The organism is Enterobacter sp. A8 (assembly GCF_004296595.1).
In the GTDB taxonomy this organism is placed as follows: domain Bacteria; phylum Pseudomonadota; class Gammaproteobacteria; order Enterobacterales; family Enterobacteriaceae; genus Enterobacter; species Enterobacter cloacae.
Genome location: NZ_SCMF01000003.1, coordinates 611520 through 632155, shown reverse-complemented (window position 1 = coordinate 632155; position 20636 = coordinate 611520). Strand labels below are relative to the sequence as shown.

Sequence of the window (20636 nt, the reverse complement as noted above, 5' to 3'; positions counted from 1 at the left end):
GCGTATGCCAGTCGCAGTATTATTGTGCGTCGCCAAACAGTCCCTTCAGAAACCGCTCCAGCGCCATACGCGAGCTAAAACCATGCGGAATACCATAATGCTCGTGCGTCTCGCCGCCTAAATAGAGCGGAAATTGCTGGTAGTGATCGCAGGTTTTAATATCCGAGGCAGGCTCAGCAAATGACAGACTTCTGTCTTTCAGCGTCGGGTGAATAATAAGAGCGGTACGCCCCATTCTGGCTTCACGATTCACGTAAACATAATTCTCGCCACGGCGATAGCCATACGCTTTTGGCGTCACTTCATCCATGGTGAATCCCGCTTTTTCAAGAACGCGCGCCACCTCATCCGGTCGTAAATACATATCTTTTCCTCGTTATCTTTTCCTGCCCGGCAACCTTACAGTATTCAGCATTAGCAGGGCTTTCAGAATATTCCATAAACGGCCTGATGAGTCGTGACTCGCTTCAGATATTAAATTTCTGAACTAAACTAAACCGGAAGACAAAATTATGGAGGATCGTATGTTTAACAGACCGAACCAAAACGATATTAACGACGACGCTCAGGATATTCGTAATGATGTCAGCAGATTAGCGGACACGCTGGAGGAGGTGCTGAAATCCTGGGGCTCCGATGCGAAGGACGATGCGGAGGCCGCAAAACGTAAGGCTCAGTCTCTGCTGCGTGAAACACGCGCCCGAATGCATGGCCGCTCTCGTGCCACCCAGGCTGCCTGCGACATGGCAAGTTGCGCCACCACCTTTGTTCGTGAAAAACCGCTATGTACCCTGGGTACGGTCGCGGCGGTGGGTATTTTTGTTGGCGCCCTGCTTAGCCTGCGTAAGTAAGCGCGCGTTATCAGCCCCGGTTGCCTCTGGCGCCGGGGCTTTTCTTTGCCTGAAAGCCTGAAAAACCCGTGCAGCCTGCCCTGCCCCGCTGTGCTCATCATTGGGGCGCCATCAATCTGAATTTCCCATATCTTGTATGGTTGAAACTTAGCACAACTACATCTAGTATTCCCTTTAGCAAGACACACACAACCTGACGCGATGCTTCGCGCCGTTCTCTCATTTTAAATGGAAATACGAATCATGAGCATTATTATTTACACTCGTAACGATTGTGTTCAGTGCCACGCGACCAAACGCGCTATGGAAAGCCGCGGGGTGGACTTTGAGATGGTGAATATCGATCTGGTGCCCGAGGCTGCCGATACCCTGCGTGCCCAAGGATTTCGCCAGCTGCCAGTGGTGGTGGCCGGGGAAACCAGCTGGTCTGGCTTTCGCCCGGACATGATTAACCGCCTCGCCGCGCAGGCCGCAAGGGCATGAGTGGGCTGGTCTACTTCTCCAGCAGCTCGGAAAACACGCTCCGCTTTATGGAGCGCGTCGGGCTGCCTGCGGTGCGCATTCCGCTCAACGAGCGGGAGCGTATTCAGGTAGACGCCCCTTACATTCTGGTGGTTCCCAGCTATGGCGGCGGCGGTACGGCAGGTGCGGTACCGCGTCAGGTGATCCGCTTTCTCAACGATCCCCATAACCGCGCGCTTATTCGCGGCGTGATTGCGGCGGGCAATCGTAATTTCGGCGACGCCTTTGGTCGCGCCGGGGATGTCATCTCTCAAAAATGCGGCGTGCCGTATCTCTATCGCTTTGAACTGATGGGGACACAGCAGGACGTAGAGAACGTGCGTAAAGGAGTGAACGAATTTTGGCAACGACAACCGCAGAACGCGTAATGCAGGCGACACCGGACTACCACGCCTTAAACGCGATGCTTAACCTCTACGATCGCGAGGGGCGCATCCAGTTTGGTAAAGATCATGACGCCGTGGACGCCTTTTTTGCCGCCCACGTCCGTCCAAACAGCGTGACGTTCGCCAGCCAGGATGAGCGTCTCGACTACCTGGTCAACGAAGGGTATTACGAAGAACGCGTGCTCTCCCGTTACAACCGCGCCTTTGTGGTCAGGTTATTTGAGCGGGCCCACGCCAGCGGTTTTCGGTTCCAGACGTTTCTGGGCGCCTGGAAGTATTACACCAGCTACACCCTGAAAACCTTTGACGGCAAACGCTACCTTGAAAGCTTTGAGGATCGCGTGGTTATGGTGGCGCTGACCCTGGCCCAGGGCGATGAAGCCCTGGCTGAACAGCTGATGGAAGAGATCCTCTCCGGACGCTTCCAGCCGGCCACCCCGACCTTCCTTAACTGCGGCAAGACCCAGCGCGGCGAGCTGGTCTCCTGTTTCCTGCTGCGCATAGAAGACAATATGGAGTCGATTGGCCGCGCGGTAAATTCGGCGCTGCAGCTGTCCAAACGCGGCGGCGGCGTGGCGTTTTTACTGTCTAACCTGCGTGAAGCGGGTGCGCCAATTAAGCGCATTGAGAACCAGTCATCCGGCGTGATCCCGGTGATGAAGATGCTGGAAGATGCCTTCTCCTACGCCAACCAGCTTGGCGCGCGTCAGGGGGCCGGGGCGGTCTACTTGCACGCCCACCACCCGGACATTCTGCGTTTTCTGGATACCAAACGCGAAAACGCCGACGAAAAAATCCGTATCAAAACCCTGTCGCTAGGCGTGGTGATCCCGGATATCACCTTTAAGCTCGCCAAAGAGAATGCCGACATGGCGCTGTTCTCGCCGTATGACATCGAGCGAATTTACGGCAAAGCGTTTGGCGACGTGGCGATAAGCGAGCTTTACGACGAGCTGGTTGCCGACGATCGCATTCGCAAAAAATACATCAACGCCCGCGATTTCTTCCAGCGGCTTGCCGAAATTCAGTTTGAGTCCGGCTACCCGTATATCATGTATGAAGACACGGTAAACCGTGCGAACCCGATTGCCGGGCGCATCAACATGAGCAACCTCTGTTCGGAGATTTTGCAGGTCAACAGCGCGTCCACTTATGACGAGAATCTGGACTACGCCGACATCGGCAAAGATATCTCCTGCAACCTCGGGTCGCTGAATATTGCCCACACCATGGATTCCCCCGATTTTGGCCGTACGGTCGACACAGCGGTTCGCGGCCTGACGGCAGTATCAGACATGAGTCATATCCGCAGCGTGCCGTCCATTGAGGCAGGCAACGCCGCGTCGCACGCCATCGGCCTGGGCCAGATGAACCTGCACGGCTATCTGGCGCGGGAAGGCATCGCCTACGGCAGCCCGGAAGGGCTGGATTTCACCAACCTCTATTTTTACACCATCACCTGGCATGCGCTGCACACCTCAATGATGCTGGCGCGCGAGCGCAACCAGCGCTTCGCGGGCTTTGAGCAGTCGCGCTATGCCAGCGGGGAATATTTCAGTCAGTACCTGGAGGGCGACTGGCAGCCGAAAACGGAGAAAGTGCGCGCGTTATTTGCCCGCGCCGGGATCGTTCTGCCCACGCGCGAAATGTGGCAGCAGCTGCGTGACGATGTGATGCGCCACGGCATCTATAACCAGAACCTGCAGGCGGTGCCGCCCACCGGCTCTATCTCCTATATCAATCACGCCACGTCGAGCATTCACCCGATTGTGTCGAAAATTGAGATCCGCAAGGAGGGCAAAACCGGGCGCGTCTACTACCCCGCCCCGTTTATGACCAATGAAAACCTGGCGCTGTATCAGGACGCGTATGAAATTGGCCCGGAAAAAATCATCGATACCTACGCCGAAGCAACCCGACACGTGGATCAGGGCCTGTCGCTGACGCTCTTCTTCCCGGACACGGCCACCACGCGGGATATCAACAAAGCACAGATTTATGCCTGGAAGAAAGGCATTAAAACGCTCTATTACATTCGCCTGCGCCAGCTTGCGCTGGAAGGCACCGAAATCGAAGGCTGCGTGTCCTGCGCGCTGTAAGGAGAAAGGATGAAACTGTCACGCGTGAGTGCGATTAACTGGAACCACATTCAGGATGATAAGGACCTGGAGGTGTGGAACCGCCTGACCAGCAACTTCTGGCTGCCGGAAAAAGTGCCGCTTTCTAACGATATTCCGGCCTGGCAAACCCTGAGTCATGCCGAGCAGCAGCTGACAATTCGCGTCTTTACCGGTCTGACGCTGCTGGACACCATCCAGAATACCGTTGGCGCCCCCGCGCTGATGGCCGATGCGCTGACGCCGCATGAAGAGGCGGTGATGTCGAACATCAGCTTTATGGAAGCGGTGCACGCCCGCTCCTACAGTTCGATCTTCTCGACGCTGTGCCAGACCAAAGATGTGGATGCGGCCTACAGCTGGAGTGAAGAGAGCGAGTCACTGCAGCGCAAGGCCAACCTGGTGCTGGATTATTATCAGGCCGATGAGCCGCTGAAGAAGAAAATCGCCAGCGTGTTTCTGGAATCATTCCTCTTCTACTCCGGCTTCTGGCTGCCGATGTACTGGTCGAGCCGCGGCAAACTCACCAACACCGCCGATCTCATTCGCCTCATTATCCGGGATGAAGCGGTGCACGGGTATTACATCGGCTATAAGTACCAGAAAGGGCTGGAGAAAGTCAGTGATGCCAGACGCGAGGAGCTAAAAGGATTTGCCCTTGATTTGCTGATGGATCTTTATGATAACGAACTGAGCTATACCGAAGAGCTCTACGCCGGAACCGGCTGGGAAGAGGAGGTAAAAGCCTTCCTCTGTTACAACGCCAATAAGGCGCTGATGAACCTCGGCTACGAGGCGTTGTTCCCGCCGGAAATGGCCGACGTGAACCCGGCAATTCTGGCGGCGCTCTCCCCCAACGCTGATGAAAACCACGACTTCTTTTCCGGGTCCGGCTCATCGTATGTGATGGGTAAAGCGGTGGAAACAGAAGATGAGGACTGGGATTTTTAATGAGCGCCTTAACGTTCATTAATTAAATATAAATATTCCAATTTCCTTCCGGATATTTCTCCTTCAGCTACACTGTCATCTCCACGACATATTCGCCTGAATCACTCCGATCCAGGCGAATTCTCCCGATGGCGCAGCAAAAAATTCACAAAAATTCAGATCGCGCTCAGCCCTTTACTCATGGGAAATTCAGCCGTTTCGCTTACTGCAAAATTCAACCCATAAGCAAACCCAGGGTTGCCTCAGAATCTGAGTATGTTAGGGTTATGCCCGTTAACAATTTACCATGGTAATCATATCGACATAAACAAATAACAGGACACTCTCTATTGCATGGCAATTAAATTAGAAGTGAAGAATCTTTATAAAATATTTGGCGAGCATCCGCAGCGCGCATTCAAATATATTGAAAAAGGCCTTTCGAAAGAGCAAATTCTGGAAAAAACCGGGCTATCGCTTGGCGTTAAAGACGCCAGTCTGGCCATTGAAGAAGGCGAGATTTTTGTCATCATGGGGTTATCCGGTTCGGGTAAATCCACTATGGTTCGCCTTCTCAATCGCCTGATTGAACCCACCCGTGGGCAGGTCCTGATTGATGGTGTAGACATTGCCCAAATATCAGATGCCGAACTCCGCGAGGTGCGCAGAAAAAAGATTGCGATGGTCTTCCAGTCGTTCGCCCTGATGCCGCATATGACGGTACTGGATAATACCGCCTTTGGTATGGAATTAGCGGGCGTTGCCGCCAGCGAACGTCAGGAAAAAGCGCTTGATGCATTGCGCCAGGTGGGGCTGGAAAATTATGCCCATGCGTATCCGGATGAGCTTTCCGGCGGCATGCGTCAGCGTGTAGGTTTAGCCCGCGCATTAGCCATTAATCCCGATATTTTATTAATGGATGAAGCCTTCTCGGCGCTTGATCCCTTAATTCGCACCGAGATGCAGGATGAGCTGGTAAAATTACAGGCCAGACACCAGCGCACCATTGTCTTTATTTCTCACGATCTCGATGAAGCCATGCGTATTGGCGACCGCATTGCCATTATGCAAAATGGCGAAGTGGTGCAGGTCGGTACACCGGATGAAATTCTGAATAATCCGGCAAATGATTATGTGCGGACCTTCTTCCGCGGCGTGGATATTAGCCAGGTGTTTAGCGCCAAAGATATTGCCCGTCGTACCCCGAACGGCATTATTCGTAAAACGCCAGGTTTCGGTCCGCGCTCTGCCCTTAAGCTTCTGCAGGACGAAGACCGTGAATACGGTTATCTGGTTGAACGCGGCAATAAATTTGTCGGCGTTGTCTCCATCGATTCTCTCAAAACCGCGCTCAGCGAAAACCAGGGAATTGATGCGGCGTTAATTGACGCTCCGCTTGCCGTGGATGCCGAAACGCCGCTCAGCGAGTTGCTCTCTCATGTCGGCCAGGCACCCTGTGCCGTGCCGGTTATTGGGGAAGAACAACAGTACGTCGGCATCATCTCAAAACGGATGTTGCTGCAGGCTTTAGATCGCGAGGGGGCAAACCATGGCTGATCAATCTAACCCGTGGGGCACCACAGAGGCAGCAGACAGCGCTGCGCAATCTGCCGATGCGTGGGGTTCCACGCCAGCACCTGCCGATGGCGGTGGCGCGGCAGACTGGCTCAATAATGCGCCAGCACCGGCACCAGAACATTTCAATATTATGGATCCGTTCCACAAAACGCTCATCCCCCTGGACAGCTGGGTAACGGAGGGGATCGACTGGGTGGTTACCCATTTCCGTCCCGTCTTCCAGGGGATCCGCGTTCCGGTGGATTACATCCTCAATGGCTTCCAGCAGCTGATGCTGGGCATGCCCGCGCCGGTGGCGATCGTGCTGTTCTCGCTGATCGCCTGGCAGTTTGGTAGCGCAGGCATGGGGATCGCCACGCTGATCTCGTTGATTGCGATTGGTGCTATTGGCGCGTGGTCGCAGGCGATGATCACCCTGGCACTGGTGCTGACCGCCCTGCTCTTCTGCATTGTCATTGGTTTGCCTACGGGGATCTGGCTGGCGCGCAGTCCACGGGCGGCGAAGATCGTTCGTCCGCTGCTGGATGCGATGCAAACCACGCCAGCGTTCGTTTATCTGGTGCCCATCGTGATGCTGTTCGGTATCGGCAACGTGCCGGGCGTGGTGGTGACCATTATCTTCGCCCTGCCGCCGATTATTCGTCTGACGATACTCGGGATTAACCAGGTGCCTGCGGATCTGATTGAGGCCTCCCGTTCGTTCGGTGCCAGCCCGCGGCAGATGCTGTTTAAAGTTCAGCTCCCGCTGGCAATGCCCACCATCATGGCGGGGGTTAACCAGACACTAATGCTGGCGCTCTCGATGGTGGTGATCGCCTCGATGATTGCCGTTGGCGGGCTGGGTCAAATGGTACTGCGCGGTATTGGCCGCCTCGATATGGGGCTGGCGACCGTCGGCGGCGTGGGCATTGTGATCCTCGCCATTATTCTTGACCGCCTGACCCAGGCTGTCGGTCGTGATTCACGCAGTCGCGGCAACCGTCGCTGGTATACCACCGGCCCTGTCGGGTTACTCACCCGCCCATTCAGAAAATAAGGAACAACGATGCGACATAAGGTACTTTTTGCCACAGCGTTTGCCACCCTTGTCTCCACCAGCGCATTCGCCGCGGACCTGCCGGGTAAAGGCATTACCGTGCAGCCGGTGCAGAGCACCATTTCGGAAGAGAGCTTCCAGACGCTTATCGTCAGCCGCGCGCTGGAGAAGCTGGGTTATACGGTCAATACGCCGAGCGAAGTGGATTACAACGTCGGCTACACCTCGATTGCCTCCGGTGATGCGACCTTCACTGCCGTCAACTGGCAGCCGCTGCACGACGATATGTACGCCGCGGCTGGCGGTGATAAGAAGTTCTACCGTGAAGGCACCTTCGTGACCGGTGCGGCGCAGGGTTATCTGATCGACAAGAAAACCGCCGACCAGTACCACATCACCAATATTGAGCAGCTAAAAGATCCGAAGATCGCCAAACTGTTCGACACTAACGGCGACGGCAAAGCCGATATGATGGGCTGCTCGCCGGGCTGGGGTTGTGAAGCGGTGATTAACCACCAGAACAAAGCGTACGGTCTGGCGAAAACCGTCGACGTGAGCCACGGCAACTACTCGGCGATGATGGCCGACACCATCGCCCGCTTTAAAGAGGGTAAACCGGTGATTTATTACACCTGGACCCCGTACTGGGTGAGCGACGTGCTGAAGCCGGGTAAAGATGTGGTGTGGCTGCAGGTGCCGTTCTCCTCCCTGCCGGGCGAGCAGAAAGATATCGACACCAAACTGCCGAACGGCATGAACTACGGCTTCCCGGTGAATACGATGCATATCGTCGCCAACAAAGCCTGGGCGGAGAAAAACCCGGCCGCCGCCAAACTGTTCTCGGTAATGAAGCTGCCGCTGGCGGACATCAACGCCCAGAATGCGATGATGCACGCGGGCAAATCGTCTGAGGCGGATGTGAAGGGCCACGTTGACGGCTGGATTAAAGCCCACCAGCAGCAGTTTGATGGCTGGGTGAAGGAAGCGCTTGAGGCGCAGAAGTAAGTTTTTCCCCTCACCCCGGCTCTCTTAATCGTTCCCTCTCCCACAGGGAGAGGGTTAGGATGAGGGCACCAGACCGCACCATCCCCTAAACCGCACAATCCATCACCCGACAATCCCCCATCCTTCACAATCATTAGTTATTATTGTTTCCGGAAAAATAATCACTTAACTAATGATTTCTGAAACCCATGACAAAAACATCTCAGGGGCTTAGCCCCGCGCTTATTCTTTTAATGTCCGTGGCAACGGGTCTGGCGGTCGCCAGTAACTACTACGCTCAACCTCTGCTCGATACCATCGCCCGGGCGTTTAACCTTTCTGCCAGCTCGGCAGGCTTTATTGTCACCGCCGCGCAGCTCGGCTATGCCGCCGGGCTGCTGTTCCTGGTGCCGCTCGGCGACATGTTTGAGCGCCGGATGCTGATTGTCTCCATGACCCTGCTGGCCGCAGGCGGCATGCTGATCACCGCCAGCAGCCACTCTTTAACAATGATGATTATCGGCACCGCGCTGACGGGTCTGTTCTCCGTGGTGGCGCAAATTCTGGTTCCACTGGCCGCCACCCTCGCCGCACCGGAAAAGCGCGGCAAAGTGGTGGGCACTATCATGAGCGGCCTGCTGCTGGGGATACTGCTGGCACGTACCGTAGCAGGTCTGCTGGCCAGCCTTGGCGGCTGGCGTACCGTCTACTGGGTGGCAAGCGTGCTTATGGTGGTGATGGCGCTCGCGCTCTGGCGCGGCTTGCCGAAGGTGAAGCAGGAAAATCACCTGAACTATCCTCAGCTTCTGGCCTCCGTGTTCAGCCTCTTTACCCGGGATAAACTCCTGCGCACCCGCGCGCTGCTGGGATGTTTCACCTTCGCCAACTTCAGCATCCTATGGACGTCGATGGCCTTTCTGCTGGCCGCACCGCCATTTAACTATTCCGAAGGGGTGATTGGTCTGTTTGGTCTGGCCGGTGCGGCGGGGGCGCTCGGCGCGCGTCCGGCAGGCGGGCTGGCCGATAAGGGCAAATCCCACATGACCACCAGCGCGGGGCTGATACTGCTTCTGCTCTCCTGGGCAGCCATCTGGTACGGTCATACCTCCGTGCTGGCGCTGATCGTCGGCATTCTGGTGCTCGACCTCACCGTACAGGGCGTGCATATCACTAACCAGACCGTGATTTACCGCGTGAAGCCAGACGCGCGAAACCGTCTTACTGCCGGATACATGACCAGCTACTTCATTGGTGGTGCTGCGGGCTCGTTAATTTCCGCCTCGGCGTGGCAGCATGGCGGGTGGACAGGCGTGTGCGCGACAGGAGCCGTTGTCGCCGCGCTAAACCTGGTAGTATGGTGGCGCGGATACCATCGTCAGGAAGCCATTCACTAAGTTTTACATAGCTTTGGGCCTCTTAGGGTGTAAAGGGGCCCCTCACTCTGTTAATGTAAACGTAATCACTTATCCCAGAAATTTTAATGTGGGTGACATATTTTCAAACGGCATGAATAGTTCAGACCCCTGTCCTCACATCCTCTCTTCAGCGGGTTCATCCCTCTCTCTTTCTGTGCTCACCGGGTCACGGACTTACCCGGCGCTTTCTGATAGTGACATTAGTTTGGCGGATTTAACCGCACAAATAATTCATTTACATTATTTGTCACTATCGTTACTATATCGGCTGTAATTAATGAGGTTATGCCCAAATGGATAGTTCGTTTACGCCCATTGAACAAATGCTTAAATTCCGCGCCAGTCGTCATGAGGACTTTCCGTATCAGGAAATCCTGCTGACCCGCCTGTGCATGCACATGCAGGGGAAACTGCTGGATAATCGTAATAAGATGCTGAAAGCTCAGGGGATTAACGAGACGTTATTTATGGCGTTGATTACGCTGGAGTCTCAGGAAAACCACAGTATTCAGCCGTCTGAGCTGAGCTGCGCGCTGGGTTCGTCCCGTACGAACGCCACCCGTATCGCTGATGAGCTGGAAAAGCGCGGCTGGATTGAACGCCGTGAAAGCGATAACGACCGCCGTTGCCTGCATCTGCAACTGACCGACAAAGGTCACCAATTCCTGCGTGAGGTGCTGCCACCTCAGCACAACTGCCTGCACAAACTCTGGTCTGTCCTCAGCACAAGCGAGCGCGACCAGCTTGAGCACATCACTCGCAAGCTGCTCACCCGTCTGGATCAGATGGATGAAGATGGCGCCATCCTTGAGGCGCTGCGCTAACGCGACGACACGCTCGAACATCCAGATTTAATAAAAGAAAACTGACAGGCCAGCACGTGACACTGCTGGCCTTTCTGACAACAGGTCGGCTCAGCCGATGTGAAAATAAGAAGATCGTGGAGAACAACAATGAGCGCAAATGCGGAGAACACAACCCCGCAGCAACCGGCCAACAAGAAAGGCAAACGTAAGAGCGCCCTTCTTCTGTTGACCTTGCTCTTTATCATTATTGCCGTGGCATATGGGATCTATTGGTTTTTAGTATTGCGTCATGCAGAAGAGACAGACGACGCATACGTGGCAGGGAATCAGGTACAAATTATGGCGCAGGTGTCGGGCAGCGTGACAAAAGTCTGGGCTGACAATACCGACTTTGTGCAAAAAGGGGATGTGCTGGTCACGCTGGATCCGACCGACGCTCAACAGGCGTTTGAAAAAGCACAGACCGCGCTGGCCTCCAGCGTGCGTCAGACCCGTCAGCTGATGATCAACAGTAAGCAGCTGCAGGCCAACATCGACGTGCAGAAAACCGCACTCGCCCAGGCGCAGAGCGATTTGAACCGTCGCGTGCCGCTCGGTACCGCCAATCTGATTGGCCGTGAAGAGCTGCAGCACGCCCGCGATGCCGTTGCCAGCGCCCAGGCGCAGCTGGATGTGGCTATTCAGCAGTACAACGCTAACCAGGCGATGATTCTCGGTACCAGCCTTGAAAACCAGCCTGCGGTACAACAGGCGGCGACCGAAGTGCGTAACGCGTGGCTTGCCCTGCAGCGTACCAAAATCGTCAGCCCGATGACCGGCTACGTCTCCCGTCGTTCCGTACAGCCAGGCGCGCAGATCAGCCCAACCACGCCGCTGATGGCGGTCGTGCCGGCGGACAATCTGTGGGTTGATGCGAACTTTAAAGAGACGCAGCTTGCCCATATGCGTATCGGCCAGACCGCAACTGTTATCAGCGACATTTACGGTGACGACGTGAAGTACACCGGTAAAGTAGTGGGTCTGGATATGGGTACCGGCAGCGCCTTCTCGCTGCTGCCTGCGCAAAACGCCACCGGTAACTGGATCAAAGTGGTGCAGCGTCTGCCTGTGCGTATCGAGCTTGATCCTAAACAGCTGGCAGACCATCCGCTGCGTATTGGCCTCTCCACGCTGGTGACGGTGGATACCGCTAACCGCGACGGCCAGATTCTGGCAAGCCAGGTACGTAGCACCCCGGCTTATGAAAGTAACGCCCGTGAAATTAGCCTCGATCCGGTCAACAAGCTGATCGATGACATCGTGAAGGCAAACGCCGGTTAATCCGAAGGTGAGCGTTATGCAACAGCAAAAGCCGCAAAAACCGCTGGAAGGCGCGCAGCTGGTCATTATGACCATTGCGCTGTCGCTGGCGACATTCATGCAGGTGCTGGACTCCACCATCGCAAACGTGGCGATCCCGACGATCGCCGGGAACCTTGGCTCATCATTGAGCCAGGGAACTTGGGTCATTACCTCGTTCGGGGTGGCAAACGCTATCTCCATTCCGATTACCGGCTGGCTGGCGAAGCGCGTCGGTGAGGTGAAGTTGTTCCTGTGGTCAACAGTGGCGTTTGTGCTGGCCTCCTGGGCGTGCGGGATGTCCAGCAGCCTGACGATGCTGATTTTCTTCCGTGTCATCCAGGGGATTGTCGCCGGGCCGCTGATCCCCCTTTCGCAAAGTTTGCTGCTGAGTAACTACCCGCCTGCAAAACGCTCCGTCGCGCTGGCGCTGTGGTCAATGACCGTGATCGTCGCGCCTATCTGCGGACCGATTCTCGGCGGGTACATCAGCGATAACTACCACTGGGGTTGGATCTTCTTCATCAACGTTCCGATTGGAGCGGTTGTGGTTCTGATGACGCTGCAATCCCTGCGCGGTCGTGAGACCCGTACCGAACAGCGGCGAATCGACAGCATTGGTCTGGCGCTGCTGATCCTCGGTATCGGCAGTCTGCAGATAATGCTCGACCGGGGTAAGGAGCTGGACTGGTTCAACTCGCAGGAGATCATCATCCTGACCATTGTCGCGGTGGTGTCGCTGAGCTTCCTGATTGTCTGGGAGCTGACGGACGACAACCCGATAGTCGATCTCTCGCTGTTTAAGTCGCGAAATTTCACCATCGGCTGTCTGTGTATCAGCCTCGCCTATATGCTCTACTTCGGCGCGATTGTTCTGCTGCCGCAGCTGCTGCAGGAGGTGTATGGCTATACAGCGACCTGGGCGGGTCTGGCCTCTGCGCCTGTTGGGGTGATCCCGGTGCTGCTGTCGCCGATCATTGGCCGCTTTGCCCATAAGCTCGACATGCGCAGGCTGGTGACTTTCAGCTTCATTATGTATGCGGTGTGCTTCTACTGGCGTGCGTATACCTTTGAACCGGGGATGGACTTTGGCGCCTCTGCGTGGCCGCAGTTTATTCAGGGCTTCGCGGTAGCGTGCTTCTTTATGCCGCTGACCACCATCACGCTGTCTGGCTTACCGCCTGAGCGTCTGGCGGCCGCGTCGAGCCTGTCGAACTTTACCCGTACATTAGCGGGCTCCATCGGGACATCGATCACCACCACGCTGTGGACAAACCGGGAATCGATGCACCATGCGCAACTGACCGAAGCGGTAAATCCGTACAACCCGAATGCGCAGCAGATGTATAGCCAGCTTCAGGGGATGGGCATGACGGAACAGCAGGCGTCCGGCTGGATTGCCCAGCAGATCACCAACCAGGGGCTGATTATCTCGGCTAACGAGATTTTCTGGATATCCGCGGGGATCTTCATCGTCCTGCTGGGGCTGGTGTGGTTTGCCAGACCGCCGTTTGGTGCCGGCGGTGGAGGGGGTGGCGCGCACTAGTCCTCTGCGTGAAATGCCCGGTGGCGCTTCGCTTACCGGGCCTACGATATGTGCACATCCGGCAAAACCCGCGCTGTTGTCCAAAACGCGACAGCAATTGTCACATCCGATAAAGCAGCGCTCCTGAAATCGATTCACGATAGTGAAAAGACAACAGGAGCGCATCATGCTGAACACACCCGCCGACAAGTACCAGCCTTATCCCGTTATTTCTCTTTCCGACCGTCGCTGGCCTGAGCAACGCATCACCCATGCCCCGCGCTGGCTCTCAACCGATTTACGCGATGGCAACCAGGCCCTGGCCGAACCCATGGACAGCACGCGCAAGCTGCAGTTCTGGGATCTGCTGTTAAGCTGCGGGTTTAAAGAGATTGAAGTTGCCTTTCCTTCTGCGTCGCAGACGGATTTCAACTTTGTTCGCCAGTTGATTGAAGAGAATCGCATCCCGGATGACGTCACAATTCAGGTATTAACCCAGGCACGGGAAGACCTGATCGTCCGCACCTTTGAATCGTTACGTGGCGCGAAACAGGCCACCGTCCATCTGTATAACGCCACCGCCCCGCTGTTTCGCCGCCTGGTGTTCGGCCTGGAGAAAGCGCAAATCGTTGAGCTGGCAACACGCTCCACGCGGCTTATCCGCACGCTGTGCGAAGAGAACCCGGAGACGCGCTGGCAGTACGAATACTCCCCGGAGACCTTCTGCTTTACCGAGCCGGAGTTTGCGCTGGAGATTTGTGAAGCGGTGGCGGAGATCTGGCAGCCCTGCGCCGAACGGCCCATGGTGATCAACTTACCGGCCACCGTGGAGGTCAGCACGCCAAACGTGTATGCCGATCAGATCGAGTATTTCTGCCGCCACTTTAGCCGTCGCACCGATGTTTGCATCAGCGTTCACCCGCATAATGACCGCGGCACCGGCGTGGCCAGCGCAGAGCTGGCGGTGATGGCGGGTGCGGACCGGGTGGAAGGCTGTCTGTTTGGCAACGGCGAACGCACGGGTAACGTCTGCCTGGTAACGCTGGCGATGAATCTCTACAGCCAGGGGATCAGCCCGAATCTCAACTTTAGCGATATGAACCGGGTGGTAGAAGTGGTGGAAGCCTGCAACCAGCTTCCGGTACACCCGCGCCATCCGTGGGCGGGACGGCTGGCCTATACCGCCTTCTCGGGCTCGCATCAGGACGCCATTAAAAAAGGCTTTGATGCCCGCAAACCGGGCGAGCGCTGGGTGATGCCGTATCTGCCCGTCGATCCGCAGGATATCGGCTGCACGTATGAAGCGGTGATTAGGGTTAACAGCCAGTCCGGGAAAAGCGGCAGCGCCTGGCTCATCGAGCAGAATCATGGTCTGAAGTTGCCCCGCGCGTTGCAGCAGGATTTTAGCCAGCATGTGCAGCAGGAGACCGATCGCCATGGTAAAGAGATGACGCAGCACGCCCTGTGGCAGCTGTTTCGCAGCCGCTACGGGCTGGTCGCAGACCCACACTTTGCCCTGCAATCTTATCGCAGCGACAGTCAGCAGGACGGTCAGTTACGTTTGACGGCAAGCGTCGTGACGCAGGGCGCAACGCGCCAGCTTGAAGGCCAGGGCAACGGGCTATTATCCGCGGCAGCCAGTGGGTTAAGCCGCTGGCTCAACACCCCGTTTGTGATTAAAGACTACCACGAACATACGCTGGGGGAGCGCAGCGACAGCCGCTCGGTGGCTTACATCCGCTGCCTGTTCCAGGACGGCAGCAGCCGTTGGGGAGTGGGCATTGACAGTGACGTGGCGCGCGCCTCGCTCCAGGCGCTGTTTAATGCGGTGAGCTGTCTTTGAAGTAATCGCTGGGTGATGTCCCCATCACCCGGCGAAACATCGCGGTAAAGGCGCTGTGGCTACCGTAGCCCAGATCCAGCGCCACGCGTAACACGGGCTGCCCCTGAGCCAGCCGTTGCAACGCCTCCAGCAGGCGCGCCCTTCTCAACCACTCTGCGTAGCGTAAACCGGTCTGCTGTTGAAAATGACGGTTCAGTGTGCGCTCGCTCATGCCTGCGCAGCTCGCCGCCTCAGTACTGCTCCAGCTTTCACCGGGTGCCTGGCGGATCCGCTGGCAAAGCTGGCGTAACGGCTCGCTTTCCGGCTCCGGCAGATGAAACGGCAGCACTGGCATCAAACGGATCTCATCCAGAATCAGCTCATACACCCGCTCGTCGCGGCTCCCCGGCGAGTAAGATTCATCAAGCAGCAGGGAAGCGAGGATCAGTTCGCGTAACAGCGACGAGATCTGCACGATCTGGCAGGTTGCAGGGAGATCGGCCCGCGCCAGCGGATCGATAAACAGCGTACGCGCCGCCACGTTGCCGGTGATGCGAAGCGAGTGTTGCGTTCCTGCTGGCAGCCAGACGCCACGGCCCGGCGGAACAACCCAACAGCCCGATGCGGTATCCACTCTTACCACCCCGCTCAGGGTGTGCAGCAGCTGGGCACAGTCGTGCTGGTGCCACGGCTCGCTGTCACCATGAACGTAATCATGGGCAAACGGAACGAGGGGACGATGGGTAAAGGAGAAGGTAGACGTTGTGGTCATGGGTTAAACAACCCTCACCCTACCCTCTCCCGGTGGGAGAGGGAAAAGGTGCACTAGATGTGCAGTTCCTGCAGTTTTTCTTTTGGCAGGGCCAGCTCTTCGTTGCTGTTGACGCGAACATCACGCTCGATGATGTGACGCGCGATCTCCTGGGCTTCTTCCAGAGAGTGCATCTGGTATGTGCCGCACTGGTAGACGTTCAGCTCGGGGATCTGGTTCTGCTCTTTTACCTTCAGCACGTCCTGCATGGCCGCTTTCCAGGCATCAGCAACACGCTTCTCTTCAGGCTGGCCGATCAGGCTCATGTAAAAACCGGTACGGCAGCCCATCGGAGAGATATCGATAATCTCCACGCCGTTACCGTTCAGGTGGTCACGCATAAAACCAGCAAACAGGTGTTCCAGCGTATGAATGCCCTTTTCCGGCATCACTTCTTTATTCGGCACGCAGAAGCGCAGATCGAAAACGGTGATCGTGTCGCCGTGCGGGGTGTTCATGGTCTTCGCCACGCGGACTGCAGGTGCTTCCATACGGGTATGGTCGACAGTAAAGCTATCTAATAACGGCATACGTCACCTCCGATAGTGATTTTTTTTAAAATAAACTGAACTCTTCTACAGAATGCACGTCTGAGTATATGAAAGACGCGCATTTGTTATCATCATCCCTGAATTCAGAGATGTATATTTTGGCCACAGCGATGTGGCCTTTTTCTTTTCTGCTTAAGCCTGCTTAGCCAGAAACGCCTCAAACGACTCCGTATCCGCCGCTTCGACCTCTTTCTGACGTACGACAGACGCATCGCGCTCCGCCGCAAAATCCGCTTCGCTCAGGATCTCTAATGGCTCCTGCATCAGCATTTCACGGTACTCCGCGGAGAGGGCTCGCCCTGTTCCGCCGATGCCCTGATCAATCATAGAACGCAGAATACGCGCCGAGAATGTCAGTTCCGGGTTATCAAAGCATTCCACTAACTGGTCGCAGACCTGTTGATACGCTTCGCCACCGTAAAGGCTGTCCATTGTCTGGGCAACGCGCTTCAGGTCGCGGAACAGATCTTTACCCACTTTCGGCAGCGGGAACTGCGCCGTTTCACAGCCGATACCCAGCGTCAGGCCCGGTTTGCGCCCTTCCAGGATCACGCGGTTCCAGTTAGTGCGGGTACAGAGCAGTTCGTCTGAACTCATTTCCGGCGCATCGGCCAGCACACACCAGACCATAAACAGATCCAGGAAGCGAACCTGCTGCTCATCAACACCGACCGGTGAGAACGGGTTGATATCCAGTGAGCGCACTTCAATGTATTCGATCCCGCCGCGCTGCAGCGCATCCGACGGGGTTTCACCGCTGCGCGTCACGCGCTTCGGACGAATCGGTGCGTACAGTTCGTTTTCAATCTGCAGCACATTGCTGTTGATTTGCAGACGTTTGCCGTCTTTTTCGAGGCCGATTTTCTCGTACTCTTCCGACGGGGTTTTGATCGCCCGCTTCAATCCTGCCACATATTCGTGCAATTCGTTAAACGTAATACCGAGATTGCTTTGCGATTTATTGGTATAGCCAAGGTCGCTCAGACGCAGCGAGGTGGCATACGGCAGGTAGTACATTCCGCACGCGGTCTTCTCGAACGGTAGCGTCGTCGGTTTCCCCTGCAGGAACGAGGAGCATATAGCCGGAGACGCACCAAACAGGTAAGGAATAACCCAGCCAAAACGGTAATAGTTGCGGATCAGGCGGAAATAACCCGCGGAGATCGCGTCCTTATCCGTTTCACCGCATTTCGCCTGCCAGAAAGCCATCGGCAAAGAGAAGTTGTAATGTACGCCTGAGATCGTCTGCATCAACGCGCCGTAGCGGTTTTTCAGACCCTCGCGATACAGCGTTTTCAGTCGACCGATATTCGACGTGCCGTATTGCGCCAGTTCAATCTCCTGCCCCTGCTCGATATAGCAGGGCATGCTGAGCGGCCACATACGCTCATCGCCCATATTTCGGGCGGTGTAGCGATGGATGTCGCGCAATATCGTCAGCATATGATCAATATCACCGTCCACCGGAGTGATAAATTCCAGCAGTGCTTCAGCGAAATCGGTAGTGATCCATTTATGTGTCAGCGCCGAGCCTAACGTCTTCGGGTGACCCGTCGTCGCTAAGCTGCCATCCGCGTTTACGCGCAGCGTTTCACGCTCAAGGCCACGCTGAATACCCTTCAGTGCCTGAGGGTGGTTTTCCAGCCAGGCCAGCGCCTGTGATACGTCCGGGATCAAATTGACCTCCCGCCTGTCAAAGTAATGTTACTCAGCATAATTGTAATGGTTGACGATTGAAGGTCGCGTATTCATTCCACCAATTAGTGCCACCACGTCATACCCTGTAGTGTTGCCCACGCCACAAGAACATAGCGCAACGCCTTGCCAAGGCACAAAAAAAAGAGCACCGGCCCCCAGGAGATGCGCATCCATCCCGCCAGCAGACACAGTAAATCGCCTATTACAGGCATCCAGCTTAATAACAGCGTGGCAGCGCCATAGCGTTTTAGCCAGCCGACTGCCTTTTCCTGCCAGCGCGATTTTTCACGCAGCGGAAAGAAACGCCCAAGAATAACGTTAGTCAGCCCTCCAAGGCTATTACCCATTATTGCTATTAACACAAGCAACCAGGGCTGACTCACGCCAGACAACAGCATCGCCACCAGCACCACTTCCGAATTACCCGGTAAGAGCGTAGCACTTAAAAAACTGCTGGCGAATAATGATAAAAGTGACAGCGCGTCACTCACAGTAAGCGAACATCCACCGCATCCATTCCGGCAGCACGCGCGGCCTGAATGCCAAAGTCGGCATCTTCAAAGACAACGCATTTTGCCGCCGGCACACCCATTCGTTCTGCGCAAAGCAGGAAGGTGTCCGGTGCGGGTTTGTGATTTTTAACATGGTCGGCGGCAACCACTGCAGAAAAATAGTGGCGCAGGCCAAGATGGTTGAGCAGCGCTTCGGCGATGGCGCTTTCGCTGCCCGTGCCGACCGACATCGGGCGACGTCCGTGCCACTCTTTTACCACGTCAATAAGCGGCAGAGGACGCACGGTATCCAGCAGGATAGCTTTGACTGCATCGGTTTTTTCACGCGCGAGCTGGTGCGGATCGAGATCGGCCTGATTAAGTTCAATCACGGCCTGTGCGATACGCCAGGTAGGAGATCCGTTGAGGGCAATCATCGCCTGGAGATCGAAGCGCATACCGTAACGTCCAAGAACGTCCGTCCAGGCCTGGCGATGCGTGGGTTCGGTATCCAGAAGCGTGCCATCCATATCGAAGATCAAACCGTCATACTGTGCGTACATCGTGCTCTCGCTAACCGATTAACAAAGGGTTACTTTATCGTAAACGGGCGTTTTTGTCGCTGACAGAGAATGTGATTGCTGACGGAACGTCGAAGGAATAAACAAACCAGGAGAAGATGGTGCATCCGGGAGGATTCGAACCTCCGACCGCTCGGTTCGTAGCCGAGTACTCTATCCAGCTGAGCTACGGATGCATCGGGATTTACTGCTATTGCTGCTGATACTTGGTGTCACTTCAAAAGCAACACAAAGTAATAGATGGTGCATCCGGGAGGATTCGAACCTCCGACCGCTCGGTTCGTAGCCGAGTACTCTATCCAGCTGAGCTACGGATGCATCAGGGTACTGCTTTCAGAAATAGTAAATGGTGCATCCGGGAGGATTCGAACCTCCGACCGCTCGGTTCGTAGCCGAGTACTCTATCCAGCTGAGCTACGGATGCATCGGGATTTACTACTGTACTGCTCGATGTTCATATCACTTCTAAAGCAATATGAAGTAATAGATGGTGCATCCGGGAGGATTCGAACCTCCGACCGCTCGGTTCGTAGCCGAGTACTCTATCCAGCTGAGCTACGGATGCAAAATGGCGGTGAGGCGGGGATTCGAACCCCGGATGCAGCTTTTGACCGCATACTCCCTTAGCAGGGGAGCGCCTTCAGCCTCTCGGCCACCTCACCACACAACGCCTCTTTCGAGTGCTTCGAGCCACTCGTTAAGAGCTTCTCGTCGCTGCGTGGCGCATATATTACTTTCTGGGACTTATAAGTCAAACAATTTTCCAAAAGCTTTTATCGTTTGCACAAATCACAGGCAATTCGCATGTAAAAGCCGCAAAGAGAGTGTTTTATAAGCGGATTTTGCAGGCATCCTCACAGAAATCTATGAAGAGAAGCGTGTGGTTTGGACGAGATAAGCTGGCGAGAGTGGTTAAAAACAGAGCGATTGAAATCGAACGGTAACTTTAAGCAGGAAAAATAACAGGAGGGGTTGCGTCTCGCCCGACAGCGAGACGCGACAATATCAGTAACTGGACTGCTGGGATTTTTCAGCCTGGATACGCTGGTAGATCTCTTCACGGTGGACAGATACTTCTTTAGGAGCGTTAACACCAATACGTACCTGGTTACCCTTTACCCCTAAAACTGTCACGGTGACCTCATCCCCAATCATGAGGGTCTCACCAACTCGACGAGTCAGAATCAGCATTCT

At 55.5% G+C, this 20636-nt stretch carries 20 protein-coding genes and 5 tRNA genes; 13 read left to right on the top strand and 12 right to left on the bottom strand.

Annotation, left to right across the window (positions count from 1 at the left end; all coding sequences use genetic code 11):
* Positions 1–19 precede the first annotated feature (19 nt).
* A complete protein-coding gene (locus tag EQV24_RS15015; protein ID WP_013098417.1) occupies positions 20–364 on the bottom strand; it encodes a DUF2002 family protein in 345 nt (114 codons plus the stop codon).
* Between the two features lie 160 nt (positions 365–524).
* On the opposite strand from EQV24_RS15015, the gene EQV24_RS15010 reads away from it, so the two are divergent.
* The 13 genes from EQV24_RS15010 (at position 525) to leuA (ending at position 15331) form a co-directional block, all read left to right on the top strand.
* Positions 525–851, top strand: a complete 327-nt coding sequence (locus EQV24_RS15010; protein WP_029883716.1) for a DUF883 domain-containing protein — start codon at positions 525–527, stop codon at positions 849–851.
* 243 nt (positions 852–1094) lie between these two features.
* Complete coding sequence (gene nrdH / locus EQV24_RS15005; protein ID WP_013098419.1) at positions 1095–1334, top strand: glutaredoxin-like protein NrdH; 240 nt, start codon at positions 1095–1097, stop codon at positions 1332–1334.
* Positions 1331–1741, top strand: coding sequence for a class Ib ribonucleoside-diphosphate reductase assembly flavoprotein NrdI (gene nrdI / locus EQV24_RS15000; RefSeq protein WP_130626736.1), 411 nt, complete (start codon positions 1331–1333; stop codon positions 1739–1741). Before nrdH ends, nrdI begins: the two co-directional genes overlap by 4 nt.
* The gene (gene nrdE / locus EQV24_RS14995) at positions 1714–3858 is read left to right on the top strand and encodes a class 1b ribonucleoside-diphosphate reductase subunit alpha (RefSeq protein ID WP_130626735.1); all 2145 of its coding nucleotides are present in this window, start codon (positions 1714–1716) and stop codon (positions 3856–3858) included. The genes nrdI and nrdE overlap by 28 nt, the downstream gene beginning before the upstream one ends.
* 9 nt (positions 3859–3867) lie before the next feature.
* On the top strand, positions 3868–4827 hold the full coding sequence (nrdF, locus tag EQV24_RS14990) for a class 1b ribonucleoside-diphosphate reductase subunit beta (protein WP_020684925.1): 960 nt from the start codon (positions 3868–3870) through the stop codon (positions 4825–4827).
* A gap of 333 nt (positions 4828–5160) precedes the next feature.
* Positions 5161–6363, top strand: a complete 1203-nt coding sequence (gene proV / locus EQV24_RS14985; RefSeq protein ID WP_013098423.1) for a glycine betaine/L-proline ABC transporter ATP-binding protein ProV — start codon at positions 5161–5163, stop codon at positions 6361–6363.
* A complete protein-coding gene (proW, locus tag EQV24_RS14980) occupies positions 6356–7420 on the top strand; it encodes a glycine betaine/L-proline ABC transporter permease ProW (protein WP_013098424.1) in 1065 nt (354 codons plus the stop codon). The genes proV and proW overlap by 8 nt, the downstream gene beginning before the upstream one ends.
* Before the next feature lie 9 nt (positions 7421–7429).
* The gene (gene proX, locus EQV24_RS14975; RefSeq protein ID WP_013098425.1) at positions 7430–8425 is read left to right on the top strand and encodes a glycine betaine/L-proline ABC transporter substrate-binding protein ProX; all 996 of its coding nucleotides are present in this window, start codon (positions 7430–7432) and stop codon (positions 8423–8425) included.
* A gap of 188 nt (positions 8426–8613) precedes the next feature.
* The gene (locus tag EQV24_RS14970) at positions 8614–9798 is read left to right on the top strand and encodes an MFS transporter (protein WP_102752895.1); all 1185 of its coding nucleotides are present in this window, start codon (positions 8614–8616) and stop codon (positions 9796–9798) included.
* Positions 9799–10112: 314 nt separating this feature from the next.
* Complete coding sequence (gene mprA / locus EQV24_RS14965) at positions 10113–10643, top strand: transcriptional repressor MprA (protein WP_013098427.1); 531 nt, start codon at positions 10113–10115, stop codon at positions 10641–10643.
* Positions 10644–10772: 129 nt separating this feature from the next.
* Complete coding sequence (gene emrA, locus EQV24_RS14960; RefSeq protein WP_013098428.1) at positions 10773–11945, top strand: multidrug efflux MFS transporter periplasmic adaptor subunit EmrA; 1173 nt, start codon at positions 10773–10775, stop codon at positions 11943–11945.
* A 16-nt stretch (positions 11946–11961) separates the two neighbouring features.
* Positions 11962–13509, top strand: coding sequence for a multidrug efflux MFS transporter permease subunit EmrB (gene emrB, locus EQV24_RS14955; protein WP_013098429.1), 1548 nt, complete (start codon positions 11962–11964; stop codon positions 13507–13509).
* Positions 13510–13675: 166 nt separating this feature from the next.
* Entirely contained in the window at positions 13676–15331 is a 1656-nt protein-coding gene (gene leuA, locus EQV24_RS14950; protein WP_130626734.1) for a 2-isopropylmalate synthase, read from the top strand.
* Here leuA and EQV24_RS14945 read toward each other — a convergent pair.
* The 11 genes from EQV24_RS14945 to csrA form a co-directional block, all read right to left on the bottom strand.
* Positions 15309–16082, bottom strand: a complete 774-nt coding sequence (locus tag EQV24_RS14945) for a helix-turn-helix transcriptional regulator (RefSeq protein WP_013098431.1) — start codon at positions 16080–16082, stop codon at positions 15309–15311. The two genes, leuA and EQV24_RS14945, sit on opposite strands and share 23 nt — an antisense overlap.
* Before the next feature lie 53 nt (positions 16083–16135).
* Positions 16136–16651 (bottom strand): S-ribosylhomocysteine lyase, encoded by a 516-nt coding sequence (luxS, locus tag EQV24_RS14940; RefSeq protein WP_013098432.1) that lies wholly within the window; start codon positions 16649–16651, stop codon positions 16136–16138.
* Between the two features lie 153 nt (positions 16652–16804).
* Entirely contained in the window at positions 16805–18349 is a 1545-nt protein-coding gene (gene gshA, locus EQV24_RS14935) for a glutamate--cysteine ligase (protein ID WP_013098433.1), read from the bottom strand.
* Between the two features lie 83 nt (positions 18350–18432).
* A complete protein-coding gene (locus tag EQV24_RS14930) occupies positions 18433–18861 on the bottom strand; it encodes a YqaA family protein (protein WP_130626733.1) in 429 nt (142 codons plus the stop codon).
* The gene (yqaB, locus tag EQV24_RS14925) at positions 18858–19424 is read right to left on the bottom strand and encodes a fructose-1-phosphate/6-phosphogluconate phosphatase (protein ID WP_020686219.1); all 567 of its coding nucleotides are present in this window, start codon (positions 19422–19424) and stop codon (positions 18858–18860) included. The genes EQV24_RS14930 and yqaB overlap by 4 nt, the downstream gene beginning before the upstream one ends.
* 117 nt (positions 19425–19541) lie before the next feature.
* Positions 19542–19618, bottom strand: a tRNA-Arg gene (locus EQV24_RS14920).
* 65 nt (positions 19619–19683) lie between these two features.
* Positions 19684–19760, bottom strand: a tRNA-Arg gene (locus tag EQV24_RS14915).
* Between the two features lie 29 nt (positions 19761–19789).
* Positions 19790–19866: transfer RNA gene (locus EQV24_RS14910), tRNA-Arg, on the bottom strand.
* A gap of 64 nt (positions 19867–19930) precedes the next feature.
* Positions 19931–20007 (bottom strand) — tRNA-Arg (locus EQV24_RS14905).
* A 4-nt stretch (positions 20008–20011) separates the two neighbouring features.
* Positions 20012–20104, bottom strand: a tRNA-Ser gene (locus EQV24_RS14900).
* A 343-nt stretch (positions 20105–20447) separates the two neighbouring features.
* Entirely contained in the window at positions 20448–20633 is a 186-nt protein-coding gene (gene csrA, locus EQV24_RS14895; protein ID WP_000906486.1) for a carbon storage regulator CsrA, read from the bottom strand.
* Between the last annotated feature and the right edge of the window lie 3 nt (positions 20634–20636).